Origin of the sequence: Collinsella sp. AM36-4AA, assembly GCF_003467795.1 — a bacterium.
Lineage (GTDB): Bacteria > Actinomycetota > Coriobacteriia > Coriobacteriales > Coriobacteriaceae > Collinsella.
Genome location: NZ_QSHS01000002.1, coordinates 93571 through 109471 on the forward strand (window position 1 = coordinate 93571; position 15901 = coordinate 109471).

At 60.8% G+C, this 15901-nt stretch carries 15 protein-coding genes; all 15 read right to left on the reverse strand.

The window, feature by feature from the left end:
• Positions 1-28 precede the first annotated feature (28 nt).
• Positions 29-706 carry a nicotinate-nucleotide adenylyltransferase gene (nadD, locus tag DW850_RS01665; RefSeq protein WP_117786061.1) on the reverse strand — a complete coding sequence of 226 codons (678 nt, stop codon included), beginning with the start codon at positions 704-706 and terminating at the stop codon, positions 29-31.
• 3 nt (positions 707-709) lie between these two features.
• Positions 710-2176 carry a GTPase ObgE gene (gene obgE / locus DW850_RS01670; protein ID WP_199575469.1) on the reverse strand — a complete coding sequence of 489 codons (1467 nt, stop codon included), beginning with the start codon at positions 2174-2176 and terminating at the stop codon, positions 710-712.
• A gap of 85 nt (positions 2177-2261) precedes the next feature.
• Positions 2262-2519: a 50S ribosomal protein L27 gene (gene rpmA / locus DW850_RS01675; protein ID WP_006236075.1), complete on the reverse strand. Its 258-nt coding sequence runs from the start codon at positions 2517-2519 to the stop codon at positions 2262-2264.
• 33 nt (positions 2520-2552) lie between these two features.
• A complete protein-coding gene (gene rplU, locus DW850_RS01680) occupies positions 2553-2927 on the reverse strand; it encodes a 50S ribosomal protein L21 (protein WP_117786063.1) in 375 nt (124 codons plus the stop codon).
• A gap of 67 nt (positions 2928-2994) precedes the next feature.
• Positions 2995-3807 (reverse strand): TIGR03936 family radical SAM-associated protein, encoded by an 813-nt coding sequence (locus DW850_RS01685; protein ID WP_117786064.1) that lies wholly within the window; start codon positions 3805-3807, stop codon positions 2995-2997.
• A complete protein-coding gene (locus DW850_RS01690) occupies positions 3804-5681 on the reverse strand; it encodes a TIGR03960 family B12-binding radical SAM protein (protein WP_117786065.1) in 1878 nt (625 codons plus the stop codon). The genes DW850_RS01685 and DW850_RS01690 overlap by 4 nt, the downstream gene beginning before the upstream one ends.
• A 10-nt stretch (positions 5682-5691) precedes the next feature.
• The gene (locus DW850_RS01695) at positions 5692-6621 is read right to left on the reverse strand and encodes a YcjF family protein (protein ID WP_117786066.1); all 930 of its coding nucleotides are present in this window, start codon (positions 6619-6621) and stop codon (positions 5692-5694) included.
• A gap of 18 nt (positions 6622-6639) precedes the next feature.
• Entirely contained in the window at positions 6640-7866 is a 1227-nt protein-coding gene (locus DW850_RS01700; RefSeq protein WP_117786067.1) for an FtsW/RodA/SpoVE family cell cycle protein, read from the reverse strand.
• 9 nt (positions 7867-7875) lie between these two features.
• Positions 7876-9945, reverse strand: a complete 2070-nt coding sequence (gene mrdA / locus DW850_RS01705) for a penicillin-binding protein 2 (protein ID WP_055249986.1) — start codon at positions 9943-9945, stop codon at positions 7876-7878.
• Between the two features lie 13 nt (positions 9946-9958).
• The gene (locus DW850_RS01710; RefSeq protein WP_117786068.1) at positions 9959-10525 is read right to left on the reverse strand and encodes a hypothetical protein; all 567 of its coding nucleotides are present in this window, start codon (positions 10523-10525) and stop codon (positions 9959-9961) included.
• Positions 10526-10536: 11 nt separating this feature from the next.
• Positions 10537-11478, reverse strand: coding sequence for a rod shape-determining protein MreC (mreC, locus tag DW850_RS01715; protein WP_117564242.1), 942 nt, complete (start codon positions 11476-11478; stop codon positions 10537-10539).
• A 78-nt stretch (positions 11479-11556) separates the two neighbouring features.
• Complete coding sequence (locus DW850_RS01720; protein ID WP_006236061.1) at positions 11557-12588, reverse strand: rod shape-determining protein; 1032 nt, start codon at positions 12586-12588, stop codon at positions 11557-11559.
• A 127-nt stretch (positions 12589-12715) separates the two neighbouring features.
• The gene (locus tag DW850_RS01725) at positions 12716-14020 is read right to left on the reverse strand and encodes a tetratricopeptide repeat protein (protein ID WP_231500813.1); all 1305 of its coding nucleotides are present in this window, start codon (positions 14018-14020) and stop codon (positions 12716-12718) included.
• 11 nt (positions 14021-14031) lie between these two features.
• Positions 14032-14574, reverse strand: coding sequence for a peptidylprolyl isomerase (locus DW850_RS01730; RefSeq protein ID WP_055249980.1), 543 nt, complete (start codon positions 14572-14574; stop codon positions 14032-14034).
• Positions 14575-14681: 107 nt separating this feature from the next.
• Positions 14682-15824 carry a zinc ribbon domain-containing protein gene (locus tag DW850_RS01735; protein ID WP_158557002.1) on the reverse strand — a complete coding sequence of 381 codons (1143 nt, stop codon included), beginning with the start codon at positions 15822-15824 and terminating at the stop codon, positions 14682-14684.
• Between the last annotated feature and the right edge of the window lie 77 nt (positions 15825-15901).

The window sequence follows — 15901 nt, forward strand, 5'->3', positions numbered from 1 at the left end:
TGATCCTCTACCGACAACGTAGCCCCCATCACTCAAAATCTTCTTGGCCCAAATCGGCATATAGCCTGCGCTTGCGAATGTAGCCGAGCACGGACTCGCTCGTAAGATAGCGCACGCTCATGCCGCGAGCAACCCGCTTGCGAATGTTGGTCGAACTAATCGCCAGTGCCGGAATCTGGATATAGCGCACGTCGAATGGCAGTCCCGATTCCTTAATCCGCGCTCGCGCCGTATCGATGTCAAAGCCGGGACGCGTCGCAGCAATAAAGGTTGCCAGCTCGGCAATCTCATCAGCATTGTGCCATGTCACAATATCGATAATCGCGTCGGCGCCCGTAATAAAGTAGAGCTTTACCTGAGGCGGGTAAAAGTCGCGCAGGGCGCGCAGCGTATCGGCTGTGTAGGTGACACCGGCACGATCGATCTCGAACCGGCTTGCCAAAAAGGCTGGGTTCGCGGCGGTCGCGAGGACCGTCATGGCATAACGGTCCTCGGCGGGCGTCACCGGTTTGTCGAGCTTAAAGGCGGGAGAGCCGGCCGGCATAAAGAGCACGGCGTCCAAGTCGAGCGACTCGCGCGCCTGCTCGGCGGTAACCAAGTGCCCGTAATGAATCGGGTCGAAGGTGCCGCCCATAATGCCAAGCCGAAACTCCCGCCCGTCCTCGATGGGAAGCTCGGGCAGACCGATTCCACCGCGCAGCGACATGGCTTACTCGCCCTCCGGGGTCTCAATGACGTCGACTTCGGCAGTGCCTTCGGAGCCCTCGGTGGCATCAACCACGTCCGCGTCCTCGGCCGCTACGTCAATAACCTCAACGCCTGCATCCTCGAGCTCGTCCTCGTATTCCGAGAAGTCCTCGGCGCCCTCAAAGTCAAAGGCGCGCTGGCAAATGCGAACCTCGTCGCCGGCACGGCAGCCGGCCTTTTCGAGCGCGTCGTCAACACCCATGCGGGAAAACTTATGCTGCAGGTAGATGACAGCTTCCTCGTTTTCCCAGTCGGTCTGGATTACCATGCGCTCGATGGCGCGACCAACCACACGGAAGGCACCGGGCTCCTCCTGAACAATGCGGAACCGCTTCTCGCGCTGCAGACGGCGGAGCTCCCACTCCTCGTCGCGCAAATCGACCGGCTCATCAGAGACCGCCAGCTCGGCGCGAAGCTTAGCCACCTGCTCGCCCACGGCAAGCATCAGCGTATTGAGTCCGGCACCCGTCACGGCGGACACGGCAAAGAACATATGGCCATCGTCGAGCGCCGCACGCTTAAGATCGGCGATCTTGTCGGCCGTGCCCGGCGCATCGCACTTGTTGGCGACAACGATCTGCGGGCGCTCCGAGAGCTCTGCGCCATACTGCTCGAGCTCACGGTTAATAATGCGATAGTCCTCGACCGGATCGCGATCTTCAAACCCGCCTGTCATGTCAACGACATGCATGATCAGGGCCGTGCGCTCAATGTGGCGCAGGAACTGATGGCCCAGGCCACGCCCCTCGCTCGCGCCCTCGATGAGACCGGGGACATCGGCGACGACATAGGAGTACTCGCCGGCACGCACCATGCCCAAGTTGGGTACGAGCGTGGTAAACGGGTAGTCGGCAATCTTGGGGCGGGCGGCACTCATACGTGCGATGAGCGAAGACTTACCCACCGAGGGAAAGCCCACGAGCGCGGCATCGGCCATAAGCTTCATCTCGAGCTCGATCCAGTGTTCCTCGGCCGGCTCGCCCAGCTGGGCAAACGCGGGCGCGCGGCGCACCGACGTCACAAAGTGAGTGTTGCCCAGACCGCCAGCACCACCGGGCGCCACGACAACGCGCTCACCGTCGTGCACCAGGTCGGCAATCTCGAACATCGGGGTCTGCGTCTCGGGATCGAGCTCGCGCACCACGGTGCCCATGGGAACCTTCAGGATCAGGTCCTCACCGCTTTTGCCGTTGCGGCGGGCACCCTGGCCATGCGTTCCGCGCTCGGCACGGAAGTGATGCTTAAAGCGGTAATCGATCAACGAGGACAGCTGAGCATCGGCCTGGATAACGACATTGCCGCCACGACCGCCGTCGCCGCCATCGGGGCCGCCCTTGGGAACAAATGCCTCGCGCCTAAACGACATGCATCCGGCTCCGCCGTCGCCGCCGCAAACGTTAATTCGGCTGATATCGGTGAACTGTGACAACAGAATCGCCTCCTACAAAAAAGAGGGAGACCCTTGAATCCTAAAACCCAAGTGCCTCCCACATATGTGCTCTATGAAGGGTGAATTACGCGTTCGCGAGCGGGCGTACGCTGACCCTGTGCTTGATACCCTTGTGGAACTCAACGGTACCGTCGACCAGCGCGAACAGCGTGTCGTCCTTACCACGGCCAACGTTCTCACCCGGGTGGATGTGCGTGCCGTGCTGACGGACGAGAATCGTGCCCGTGGTTACCGTCTGGCCGGCATAGCGCTTCGTGCCAAGGCGCTGACCGCGGGAGTCACGGCCATTACGGGAGGAACCGAGTCCTTTTTTGTGTGCCATTGTGTATACCTACTCTTTCGTTACGAGTGTAATCTACTCGGCGACGGGAGCCTCGGCAACAGCCTCAGCCTCTGCCTTGACAGCCTTCTTGGCGCGGGAGGTAGCCTGAACCTTCACGATCTTCAGCTTGGTGAGCTGCTGACGGTGACCCTTCAGACGACGATAGCGCTTGCGCTTGTGGAACTTGAAGACCAGCTGCTTCTCGCCCTTGAACTGCTCAACGATCTGAGCGGTAACCTTGGCCTTGGCCAGCTTGTCGGGATCGGTGACGATCTTCTTACCATCGTTGAGGAAGATAACCGGCAGGGTGATCTTGTCGCCCTCATTGCCCTCGATCTTCTCGACGGTGATGACATCGTCGGTGGCGACCTTGTACTGCTTGCCGCCCGTGTTAACGATTGCGTACATGTTTACTTGCCCTTCATGCATCAGTTAGTGCAACAGCCGAATATAGTAGCAGGCGATAATACCCCCGTCAACGAGTATGTGGAGCAAATCCACAAGTTCGCACAGGTATGGGGCTGACGAGTCGGCCCTCGTCGTCCTCGCATGCTTGATTCTGACGCTCGACATCGTAGGAGCAGATGGTCACGAGGTCTTGCATACCGGTGGAAACAATAGGGGCATCGACGCCCGGGGTCAAGCCCTGCAACAAAACATCAGCGGCAGAAAGCAAAATTTCCGGACGCATGGAGCCCTCGTTGTCGGCATGGGTGTCGAGCATGAGCACCAGATGGTCCTCACATTCCCCCGCCGTGAGCTCATAGCCAACGAGCGTATGGTCCAGATCAAGTCGCTTGCTCTTTTTGCCGCGTGCGTAGTCGATGCCATGGCCTGCACGCAACGTGTCGATCGCGGCGCGTACCTCATCGGCGCTCACGGGCGCCTCGGGATCCAGGTGCAGGTCGATGCGATACGACAGGCGCGTGAGCTGAGCCGTGAGCGCCGGCGTGCGCACGTCGATGTAGGCAGCCTCGATAGGCGCCAGATCGACCGGAGACGCCGCAACCAGGCGCCCAAACGCCTCGTCGAGCGCGACGAACTCGGTCATAAACAGGTCATACCACTCGCAGGTCGACGACGTGCCCACGGGCAGCGCCGACGAAAAGCCCACGCGCATATGCGGTGAGAAACCCTGCGTCACGGCATAGGGCAGGCCCGCACGGCGCACGATACGCTCAATGGTATGGATTAGTTCCAAATGGCCCAGGTACTTGAGGCGATCACGCTTGCCGTAGCGAACGCGCAGCCTAAAGAGCGTGGGATTGTCGGTCAAACGCTCACTCATGCGCGATCACCCATCAATACATTCTTGGCGTGGAGCGTGGGGCAGATTCCGCAACCGGTGCACGACGTGCGGGTGCAGTCGGGCGTCGTGACGCCCTCGAGCGAACGGCGGTATTCGCGCTCGAGGAAGCCGCGCGAGCAGCCGGGGCTCACGTGCTCCCAGGGCAGACGCCAGTCCAGCTCATAGGGCAGGTGCACGAGCTCGTTGAGGTCGATGCCGTTTTTGGCAGCGGCCTCCTTCCAGTTGTCGAGCGAAAAGTGCTCCACCCAGGCGTCGAAGCGCGAGCCCGCACGCCAGGCATCGATGATGACCGGCGTCATATCGCGACCGGCACGGGAGAGCGCAGCCTCGATGAGCGAGGTCTCGGCATCGTGGTAATGCACGCGGACGGCACGGTTACGAACGCTCGTGATGAGCAGCTTCTGGCGGCGCTTGACGTCGTCGTAATCGAGCTGCGGGCACCACTGGAAGGGCGTTGCCGCCTTGGGGATGAACACCGAAACCGAGATAGACACCGAGATAGACCCGCGGCGCGCCTTGGGCACCACGGAACGGCCAAGCTCCAGCACGTGATCGGCCAGGTTGGCGATAGCCACGATGTCCTCATCGCGCTCGCCGGGAAGGCCCATCATGAAGTAGAGCTTCATGCGGTTCCAGCCGGCCTCGAAGGCTGCCTTGGCCGCGCGATCCAAGTCCTCCTCGGTCACGTTCTTGTTGATGATGTCGCGCATACGCTGGCTGCCCGCCTCGGGCGCGAACGTCAGGCCGCCCTTCTTTTCGCCGGCGACCGACTCGGCCATATCCACGCCAAACGAATCCAGGCGCTGCGAGGGAATGGACACGCGAATGCCCGTGTCTTCCAGACGGCGGTTAAGGCGACCGAGCACATCGCGGATGCAGGAGTGGTCGGTCGTCGAAAGCGAGGTAAGCGACACCTCGTCATAGCCGGTCTTTTCCAGGCCCTGGATCACCGACGAGACGATCTGGTCGGCCGAACGCTCACGCACCGGGCGATACGTCATGCCGGCCTGGCAAAAACGACAGCCGCGAGCGCAGCCGCGCAGAATCTCGATAGACAGGCGGTCGTGAACCAGCTGCGCATAGGGCACGCACGACTGCGACAGCGGATTCGTGGCGCCGAAATCCTCGACGACGCGTTTGTAGACCACGGTCGGCGCATCCTTGCCCTCGCGCGGCACGGTGTAGCCATGCGGCGAGCAGGGCTCGTCGTGACGAACCTCATAGAGCGACGGCACGTAGTTGCCGGCAATGGATGCAAGCTGCTCAACAATCTGCGCGCGCGGGACTCCTTCGTCGCGCAGGCGGCGATGCAGCTGGCAGGTCTCGAGCAGCGATTCCTCGCCCTCGCCGATGAGGATGGCATCGAAGAAGGCCGCGTACGGCTCGGGGTTGTACACCGAGGGGCCGCCGGCGATGATGATGGGGTCGTCTTCACCTCGGTCGGCCGCTAACAGCGGAATGCCAGCGAGGTCGAGTGCCTCAAGGAAGTTCGTCACCGCCATCTCGTGCGGCACATGCAGACCGACGATATCAAACGAAGCGACGGGGGCGGCACCCTCGAGCGACAGCAGCGGAATACCCGCCTCGCGCATGGCGTCACCCATATCGGGCCACGGCACATAGCCACGCTCGCAGGAGATGCCCTCGGCCTGGTTAAGGATGTTGTAGAGGATGGCGATACCCTGGTTGGGCAGACCGACCTCGTACACATCCGGGTAGATCAGGCAGCAACGGTAGTCGGCATCGGCCTTTGAAAGCGTGCCCCACTCGTGATCGATATAGCGACTCGGCTTTTCGACCTTGGCGAGCAGCGGCTCAATTAAATGAAAACAGTCTTGATACGGAACGCGCAACGGAAAACCCCTAAGCAGCGAGATCGGATGCGTCCTCGTAGGACGCCATAGGACGGGTAGCGCCCGCGACCGTGGTCACCAGATCGCGAACGCGGGAGAACGTGGCAGTGACCACCTCGTTGGCACGGCTGTAGTCGACATCGCGCTCGTAGAGCGAAACGAGCGCACGGCCCATGCCATAGGTGCCCGCGGCGGCAGTAAGCGCCTTGACGGCAAACCCAATATGCGGCGTCTGCTTGACGAGCGCGCGGGTGAACGCGCGGATCACAAGACCGCCGGCAAGCACGCCCGCGACCTCGTAGCCGCGCTCAGGCTTAATGCCGCGTCCAAAGACGGCAGCGAGCTCAAAGAGCATGCCCACCTGCGCCAGCGCCATCACGGGATAATCGGCGCCCGGCAAAAACACCAGCGCACCGGTCGCCATATTGGTGAGCGCGCACGAGGTGATGATACGATTGGCCGCCGCGATGCGCATGAAGGCAAAGTTCGCCGCAAAAGCCGTTTCCTTGTCGGTGCGATCGAGAATCCAGCGGGCAAGCGTCTCGAGCAGATACGTCTTATCGGTTGCCGCTACCACGCCGAGCATAGGCGTGGACTCCTCGATAAACGGCACCTCCACAGCAGACTCGGCAAGCACGCACACGGGCGCGCCGGCGATCACGAGCTCCTGCACGGCACTCTCCAAGCGGTCGGAGCCGCACGAGAGCACCAGTACCACATCGGTATCGGTCTTTGGAGCAATTCGCTCCTCCCCCAGACGCTCGACGCGCACAATGCCCGAGGTCGTCTGCGGTACAAAGGCGTCACGCACCGTCTCGGCCAGAAAGCGCGAGGCGGACGAATCCAAATAGACCGAGACGCGCACCGGCGTATCGGAATCCTTCTTAACGGACGCGCCCATCTTAAAAGCGCGGGTCAGCTTATCTACGGGAATTTTCATAGCAAACCCCTCCAGCGGTTACGCGGCGCCCGAACGATGCCGCCATATGGATTGTACGATACCCACCGTCAGCAGCTGAATCATCATCGAAGACGAACCGAAGCTAATAAACGGTAGCGGAATACCGGTAATCGGCATCATGCCGATGCACATGCCGATGTTTTCGAAGGTCTGGAACGCCCACATGCCAACGATGCCCACACACGATAGGCGCAAGAACAGCGACTCACACTTAAAGGCGACGCGAATCGTCGAAAAGATCAGCAGCACGTAGAGGCACAGGAGCAAAAAGGAACCGCAAAAGCCAAAGTTCTCGGACAGGAAGGCGAAGACGAAGTCGGTGTGGAACTCGGGCAGAAAGCCGCCGGCCGACTGCGTCGCATGGCCCAAACCCTTACCAAAGAAGCCGCCCGAGCCAACGGCGATAAGCGACTGCTGCAGGTTGTAGGCATCGTCCGAATCGGCATTATCGGGGTCGATAAAGACCGTCAGACGGTTCATCTGATACTGCTTGATGAGCACATCGTGGCCGAGCAACGAATCAAAGACCGAATCGAGCGCCAGGACGAGGGCCACCAGGCCCACGAGCAGGGCCAGGGTCGACAGCACCCATTCGCGGCGTGCACCGCTCATGCAGATGACGATGGCGCCCGAGACCAGCACGACCAGGCCCGAGCCCAGGTCGCCCATGGCGACGACGGCCAAAAACGGAATGGACAGCATGCCGCAGAGCTTGACGTAGTCGCGAACGGTATCGATGCGGCCGTTATACTGCGAGCCAAGCGTGGCGATAAAGAAGATGGTGATGAGCTTGGCAAGCTCGACCGGCTGGAATGTCAAGCCGATACCGGGAATCTTGATCCAGCCTGTCATGCCCAGACCGCCCGTATAGGACAGACCCGGAATCTTGGGCGAGAAGATCACGATCAGGTCGATGACGAGCAACGCCGTCGAAAAATTGGAAATACCGCGCAGATCGGTACGCCAGACGAGCACCGCAAGCACCGCGCCAATGCCAATGCCCAGCAGGTGGCGCGAGAATGAGGCGTCGGCCTTAAACTGTGACGCCGACCAAATAATGATGGCGCCATAGGCAACGAGCGCGACGGTAGCCAGCAGCACACCGATATGCACCTTTTGGCGAAACGTACCGCGCGAGGCCGAAAGTTGCTTGTTGACGCGGTCCAGGCTGCTGCGAGAGCCGGTCTTGGTTGAACGGAACAGATCCGCCGGAGAAAAATCCATCGCAACCTCCTATCGAACCGAAGAATCGCCCGAGGCCGAAGAGGTATCGGGCTCGTCATAAATCACGCCGAGCACGTCGCGCACGACATGCATCGCGGTATCCGAACCACCGCCGCCCTGCTCCAGGACAGTAGCGATGACATACTTGGGGTCATCGGCCGGTGCATAGGCGCAAAACCACGCGTATTCGTCCTCGCCGCTTTTCTCGCCCGTGCCCGACTTGCCGTACACCTGCGGCGTCAGGGTGCCAAAGTGAGCCGCCAGGGACGTCGATGCCGTGTAAATCACGTCGTGCATGCCGTTGCGAACAAGAGTCAAATCCGAATCGCTGTTGATCTTGGCCTCCAGGCGCTTCTTCTTGCCCTTGCCGTTGTACTTATAGGCATCGCCGTCGCCATCGCGCGACACGGCAGACAAAAACACGTGAGGCACGTACTGTTTGCCGCCGTTGGCAAGACCCATGTAGGCGCACGCCATCTGCAGGGGCGTCACCAGGATGTCGCCTTGGCCGATGGCAATGTTGGTCATATCGCCGGCATTCCACTTGCGGTCCTCGGCAGAGGCGTCGGTAAAGTACGACTCTTTCCACTCGGCATCGGGAATACGGCCCGCGCCCTCACTCGGCAGATCGATACCGCAGGTCTTGCCTAGGCCCCAGCGACGAAAGACCTCCTGCAGGCCCTCGGAATGTTGCTCGTCATAAAAGAAGGCCTTGCCCATGTCGTAGAAGACGGGGTCGCACGAGTTGGCGATACCCGACTGCAGCGTCATGGTGCCGTGGCCAGACGTCAGCCAGCAGCGCTTGCCCCAAGCCTTGCCCAGGCCCGTCCAATAGCCCGTGCAGTTGGTTGTCTGCGTTGAAGTGTAGGTTCCAAACTCAAGACCGGCCAGTGCCGAGAGCGGCTTGATGGTCGAGGCCGACATGTACTGTCCGCTAATGGCGCGGTTGAGCAGCGGGTGCGAACCCTTGTCATCGTTGAGCTCGGTCCACACGTCATTTGAGACGCCGCCGATAAAGACGGACGGATCGAACTTGGGCTCGCTCGCCATGCCCAGGATCTCGCCATTGTTGGGATCGAGACACACCACAGCGCCGTTGCCGGCATTGCTGTAGCCAGTGGTCTTGGCAAGCTCGATGGCGCTCGCCAGCGCCGTCTCACAGGCCTGTTGGATCTTAAGATCGAGCGTGAGCTTAATGTCGGAGCCGGCCTTGGCGGGCACGGCGCCGGCCTGACCGGTCACATTGCCCGAGGCATCGACCTTGACGGTCTGCTCGCCACGAATACCCTGCAGCAGGTTTTCGTAGTAGCTCTCAACACCCGCCTGGCCCACGATATCGCCCGACTGGTACGTAATCCGGCCAGCAGAAGCATCATCATCACCAGAGGTTTTCTTATTCTGGGCCTCGAGCTGCTCGGAGGTAATGGTGCCGGTATAGCCCAAGATATGGCATGCCGTCTCGCCATATGGATACTGGCGCTCGGTACGCTCGGCAATCTTGACGCCCGGGAACTCGCCGGCGTGCTCCTGAATATAGGCAACCGTGGAGCGACGGACGTCCGTCGCGATGGTATGCAGGCTCTGAGCGCCCTCGGAATTGTCCTGAATATTGCGCAGCACCGCCACGTAGGGCATACCGAGCACGTTGGCAAGATGGCGAACCAGAACCTCATCCTCGGCAAGGTCGCGGTAGGCCACGACAGCAAGTGAGGGACGGTTCTGGACAAGCGCCACGCCATTGCGGTCGAGGATGCGGCCGCGCACAGCGGGTGTGGTAACGGTGCGCGTCTGATTGCTATTAGCCTGCTTTTCGTAATAGTCCGACGAGACCATCTGCATGCCCCACAGCTTGACGGCAAGCGCCGCGAACATCGCGCCCACACCCGTGGTGAGGATGGAGAAGCGGCCCTTAAAGGCGGTCGCCGCGGTATTGCCCTCGCCCTCGGTGGCGCGCGGGGCCGTCCCATGCTGCGTATCGTAGGTAAAACGAGAATCGCCGCGACGCATAATGACCAGTGCGACCACGATGGCCACAACCAGCACGATACCGGCGATAATAACCGTCATCTGGGAAGACATCTACGAGCCTCCCCTATTTGAGCTTACGGGTCTTGGGCTTAAAGCGCATGCCCGTCTGGCGTCCGCCACGTGCGGAGAATCCATAACCGGACTGCGGCACGACGCCGGACATCAAAAACGGAATGGCAACCAGACCCGTCTGGATCGAAGACGGCAGCGCATGGCCGAAGATCGCCACGACAAAGCTCGTCTCCAAACCCATAAACAGCAAGATGATGCTGTAGATCACATTAATGACGAACGCGAAGGCGCCCACCGTGATGCCGCGCGCACTCGGGGCACCGCCCGTCTGACCGGCAGCGCTATGCACCAGGGCAAAAGAACCCACGGTCAGCAGGAGCGACATAACGCCCACCGGCACGGCAGCGGAAAGGTCATAGAACAAGCCGCTGCAAAAACCGCACACGACGGCACGGGTCGGGTCGCCCGAGAACACGCTTAGGCACACCAGGATAATCATAAAGTTGACGCGACCGCCCGCAATGGAGATCTGCGGTGCCAGGCCTGCCTGCAGCAGCACGCACACAATGGCGGCGATTACAAACGTGCGGGAGCTCATCCCCTGCTCGTGTAGATCCATGGACATGCCCCCTATTCGCTCGAGCCGGAATCGGTCGTCTCGGACGTGTCGGAACTGTCATCCGGGCTCTCGTCCTTCGTCTTGGTCGCAGCATCGCGCGACGTTCCCTGCGGCGTGCTGTTGGCCGTGTTCACGTCCTCATCCGAGGCCGACTGTTCGTCGGTCAGCGAGGTAATGACCAGCACTTCCTCGTTGTTCTCGGCCGTCGTCTGGGCGCGCACCACAATGGTGTAGTACACGTCGTTAGCCGATTTCTCAACCGACGAGACGGTGCCGAGCGGTAGACCCTTGGGGAACACACCGCCAATGCCCGAGGTCACGATGATGTCGCCAACCTTAACGTCGGAATCGACGCTCACGTACTCAAGACGCAGCGTGCCGTCAGCCTGACCCTGCAGCATGCCCTGGGCGCGCGTGTCCTGCACCATAGCGGACACGCCCGAGTTCTCATCGCCGATCAGGCGCACGGTGGACGTCTTGGCCGAGACCTCGATAATCTGGCCTATGACACCGGCAGAACTCGTCACAGGCATGTTGATGGTAAGACCGTCGGCAGAACCCTTATCGATGGTGACGGTCGAGGTCCAGGCATCGCCCGAAGCGCCGACGATACGAGCTGCGGTTGATTTGAGGTTGTAGGTCGACTGCAGGCCGACCAGCCCCTCCAGTCGCTCGGCGGTCTTTTGAGCCTCGGAGAGCTCGGCAACCTTAGAGGTCAGTTCCTCGTTTTGCTTCTTAAGCTCGTCAAGCGTGTCCTGCGACGCCGTAAGGTTAGAGAACACGTTACCGATCGCATTGAAGGGAGCCGCCACAGCCGAGCCCACAAAGCGCACCGGCGAGGTAATCGTCGTCACGCCCGAGCGCACGGCATGAATCGGTCCTGCCTCGCCCTCGCGGATGTAAAACGTGAGCAGCAACACCGAAATCAGGCTGAAAACAATCAACGGGCGCATACCCGTTGATTGTCGCTTGGTATTCAGATTTGTGGAGAAACCCGAAGATCGTGCCAAATGGAATCCACCTTTTGGAAATTAAGCATTGGTCTGGACGAAGCCGCCATCAAACGCATTGGCCTCGAGCACGCGGGCACAGCCGTTAACAACGTTATCGAGCGCCGTGGGGCTGACGTTGACCGAAACGCCGGTCTCATCGCGCAGGCGCACATCGAGACCGCGCAGCAGCGCGCCGCCACCGGTCAGCAAAATGCCATAGTACATAAGGTCCGAGGCAAGATCGGGAGGCGTAGCGTCGAGTGCGTCCTTGACGGCCTTGGCCATCTCGTCGAGCGGCTTGTTGAGTGCGCGACGAATCTCCTCGCTCTCGATGCGCACGGTCTTGGGCAGACCGGTGATCACGTCGCGGCCGTTGACCTCGACGTCGAGCTCATCCTTGAGCGGCACGGCGGAGCCGACCTTGATCTTGATGTCCTCTGCCGTACGCTCGCCGATGGCCAGGTTGTAGGCATCACGAACGTGCGTGAGGATGGCCTGATCGAACTCGTCGCCGGCAATACGGATGGACTGCGAGACGACGATGCCGCCCATAGCGATAACGGCAACCTCGGTGGTACCGCCACCGATGTCGATGACCATGGAGCCGGTGGGTTCCTCGACGGGCAGGTCGGCGCCGATGGCAGCCGCCATGGGCTCTTCGATCAGATAGGCCTGGCGGGCACCGGCCTGGATCGTGGCCTCAAAGACAGCGCGCTTCTCGACCGACGTGACACCGGAGGGAACGCAGACGACAACACGCGGACGCGGAGTCCACGGATAGCGCTTCTCGGACGCCTTGTCGATAAAGTAGCGAAGCATGGCCTCGGTAACATCAAAGTCGGCGATGACGCCGTCCTTCAGGGGACGAACGGCCACGATGTTGCCGGGCGTACGGCCGAGCATGCGCTTTGCCTCGATACCGACCGCCAAGATGCGCTCGTCGTTCTTGTCGATGGCGACAACAGAGGGCTCGCGAATGACGATGCCCTTGCCGCGCACGGAGACAAGCGTATTGGCGGTGCCGAGGTCGATGGCAAGATCGCCCGCATAGCTACCGAAGAACATATCCATCAAAGAAAACAACGCAACTCCTGATGTGTTGGATGATTGCTGGAAAACTACTAGCTCATCATACTAGCGCAAGCCCGGCGCCTCACTTGCGGTGAAGCGCCGGGCAAAGCTAAATCCCATAAGGTCACTACTGGTTGTCAGCAGCCGAGAAATCCATATCAAGCGAAGAAACGGCCCAGCCGATATGGTTGTCGGAGCGCACGAATTTGACGGTGTACTCCTGCTCGCCGCCCTTGGACAGCGATGCCTTCACCTTGGCGGTCGTCTCGGTCATGGACTGATCCATGCCCTCGACGGACACGGTGGCACCCTGCGGAATCGAGGAGATGATCATCGACTTAGCGTCCTCGGACAGGCTCGAGGCCAGGCAAGACTCGGCCTTTGCGGCGTCACCGTCGCCGGCAGCCTGGAACAGATCGGTAACGACAGACTCCTGAGACGGGAAGCCAAAGCCGCGCGTGTAGGCAAAGCCCAGACCGCCCGCGGCGATCAAAATAAGCAGAAGCAGCACGATGAAGACTTTAAGACCCGTATGGCGATGGCGACGACGGACCTTGGCCTGCTTACGATCCTGACGGTCCTGCTGGACCATCTCGGACTCGGACAGCGTAAAGAAGCCGGTGTCCGAGGGATCGGGCATAAACTGACCGGTCGCGCCCGTAGGATCGAGAGGATCGACGGCAGGAGCGTCCATCGCGGGCGCCGGAGCCGTGGCCATAGCCGTCTGGGCAGACAGCGCGGCAAGCGAATCGTGCACGCGGGCAAGCTCATCGGCCTGCTCGGAGGTGAGCTGGTAGATGCCATCGGCAGTAGCGGCGTTAAAGGCATCGAGTGCGTCGGAGGGGCGGCCGGCGGCAGAAAGCGCCTGACCCATGCCGGCGTTGAGCGCACGCGTGTCGTCGCGGGGGCCGGCAAAGTCGATAGCCGTGCGGTAAGTCTCCACGGCATCCGCCGGACGGCCGAGCTTAATGAAGCAACGACCGAGCTCGCCGAGCGCGGCGGCAGGAGCCGGATTGGCGCCGTCGATGGCAGCCTGACGGAAGGCGGTTCCCGCGTTGGCATAGTCGCCCGACTGGAACAGCGCATTGCCCAGGCCCAGATAGGCCTTGAACGGCGTGGCATAGGAAGCATCCTGCGTAGCAGCAGAGAACGCCTGAGCGGCCGTCGTGTAGTCGCCCACGGCGGCAAGCGCCTTGCCGCGGTTGGTGAGCAGCGCGCCGCGCTTGCCGTAGGTGCCGTCGTTGAGGGCGGCGGCATAGGCCTCGGCGGCCTCGGCATACATGCCCAGGTGCATCAAGGCGTTGCCACGAAGGTGATCGGCCTCGCCCATAATCTCATCGGGAGTCTTTGCCGCCCCAAGCATCTGGGCTGCAGCGGAAAAATCACCCGCGCGGTAAGCGGCGCGGCCCTGTTGGATCAGCTGGCTATTCAAGGAAGTCCCCTTTACTCGTGAACGATCTCGACATGGACGATCTCGTCGCCGGCACGCAGCTGCGAAATCACATCGAGACCCTCGACCGTGGTACCAAAGACGGTGTAACCGGAATCGAGGTTATGCTGGGCACCCAGGCAGAAGTAGAACTGCGAACCCGCGGAATCGGGGTCCATGGAGCGTGCCATGGCAAGGGCGCCATCGACATGGCTGTTGCGCGGATTGGTGGCAAACTCGCCCTTGATGCAGTAGCCGGGGCCACCGGTACCGGGCATGCCGTCGGGGCCCTCAAGACCGGCGGCGACGTCGGCGCCGGACATGTCGCGGGTATTGGGGTCGCCACCTTGGATAACAAAACCGGGCACATAGCGATGGAACTTAAGGCCATCATAGAAACCCATCGTGGAAAGCTCGCAGAAGTTCGCGACATGAATGGGAGCGCCCTCGCCGTCAAACTTGACCTTGATGGTACCCTTCGACGTCTCGATTACGGCGCACTCGTCGCCGACAAGCTGATACTCGGGCGTGTAGAGCTCTTTCTTAAAACCAAACATGTGGTTCCTTCCTCGTGCGTTTAAAGCATATTTGTACGAATTGTAGCAATAAGCACGGGCTTACATCAATTGCGCACGTAGGTTATGCCGACTATGGCGAACTAATTTTAGGAACGCTGCTGCGGCTTCCAGGAACCCACATTGGCGTCGTACTGGTTCAGCGCGCTGTTGCCGCCCTGCGCGATGGGCGCCAGGATCTCGCTTTGGTGGGAACTCATCGACTCGCCATCGGGAATGGCCAGCGAGATATCCCAGCTCTGGCAGATCACGTCGACGCGCTCATACATCCACTCGGCAAGCTGCTTTAAGTGGGCGATGTCATCCGCATAGACCGTATCGTCCTGTACTTTCAGGTTGTTAAGCTCATCTTGCGTCTTTTTGATCTGATCACGCAGGGCGTAGGCACTCTGCGACAGCTCCTGACGGGTGGACAGCGGCGTTCGGAGATAGCCGTTGTTAAAGGAATCGATGACCTCGCCGATCTGATCCTCGTCAGCATAGGACACGATGGTCTGATACAGACCGTCGAGCCTGGTATAGAGCTGATCATCGGTGAGCACGGTTTCTTCCTGGACCACCTCGGCAGAATCGTCCTGCTTGGTATCGTCCTCAGTGGCCTCGCCCTTTTGACGCGTGGGGAAGGTCGTCTGCGCGGCCTGGCCAAACTGGTCGTAGAAGCCAGGCATGACACCCATAGGATCGGCCGTCACGAACCAATAGGCACCGCCGCAAACGACGGCAAGGACCGCGATGATAATGAGCGGCTTGGGGATATGACGCTTGTGCTTGTGATAGGCGTCCTCGTCGGGATGCACCTTGCGCTTGGGTTTTTGAGCATCGTCATGCAGGGAAACGGGCGTGGGAATATCGACCTTGGGGATACCGAAATCCATATCGAAAGCTGGCAGCACGCAGGTCTCATTGGGGTCGGCGGCGTCCGAAAGCACCGCAGCGGCAGAGGCCGGCGCATGCGGCACCTCGGTATCGATCTGCTCTTGCGTTAGGCGCGGAAAGCCCGCCGTGCGGCCCGCTGCCAGGTCGGATGCTGCCGCATCCTCGGAGAGGATACCCGGAGCGGGGCGTCCGCATTTGGGGCACGTACGATCATGCGGAGAAAGACGGGCACCGCAGCCCTCACAGAACACGAATTCGGTGTGCTCGGGACCATCGCCCGGACCCACATAGGCGTTGCAGTAGGGGCAGAACGAGGCGCCGTCCTCGATAGTCTTAAGGCAATGCGGGCAGATCACGGCATCCTCTTTTCGAAGCAATTCAAATAATCGAGGTTAGAGCATAACATCGCCACGGCCCTACAGGAGCAAGGCAC

Coding starts and splice junctions, on each gene's coding strand:
- nadD (WP_117786061.1), bottom strand. CDS start 706: ATGTCGCTGCGCGGTGGAATCGGTCTGCCCGAGCTTCCCATCGAGGAC.
- rpmA (WP_006236075.1), bottom strand. CDS start 2,519: ATGGCACACAAAAAAGGACTCGGTTCCTCCCGTAATGGCCGTGACTCC.
- rplU (WP_117786063.1), bottom strand. CDS start 2,927: ATGTACGCAATCGTTAACACGGGCGGCAAGCAGTACAAGGTCGCCACC.
- DW850_RS01685 (WP_117786064.1), bottom strand. CDS start 3,807: ATGAGTGAGCGTTTGACCGACAATCCCACGCTCTTTAGGCTGCGCGTT.
- DW850_RS01695 (WP_117786066.1), bottom strand. CDS start 6,621: ATGAAAATTCCCGTAGATAAGCTGACCCGCGCTTTTAAGATGGGCGCG.
- DW850_RS01700 (WP_117786067.1), bottom strand. CDS start 7,866: ATGGATTTTTCTCCGGCGGATCTGTTCCGTTCAACCAAGACCGGCTCT.
- mrdA (WP_055249986.1), bottom strand. CDS start 9,945: ATGTCTTCCCAGATGACGGTTATTATCGCCGGTATCGTGCTGGTTGTG.
- DW850_RS01710 (WP_117786068.1), bottom strand. CDS start 10,525: ATGGATCTACACGAGCAGGGGATGAGCTCCCGCACGTTTGTAATCGCC.
- mreC (WP_117564242.1), bottom strand. CDS start 11,478: ATGCGCCCGTTGATTGTTTTCAGCCTGATTTCGGTGTTGCTGCTCACG.
- DW850_RS01720 (WP_006236061.1), bottom strand. CDS start 12,588: ATGGATATGTTCTTCGGTAGCTATGCGGGCGATCTTGCCATCGACCTC.
- DW850_RS01730 (WP_055249980.1), bottom strand. CDS start 14,574: ATGTTTGGTTTTAAGAAAGAGCTCTACACGCCCGAGTATCAGCTTGTC.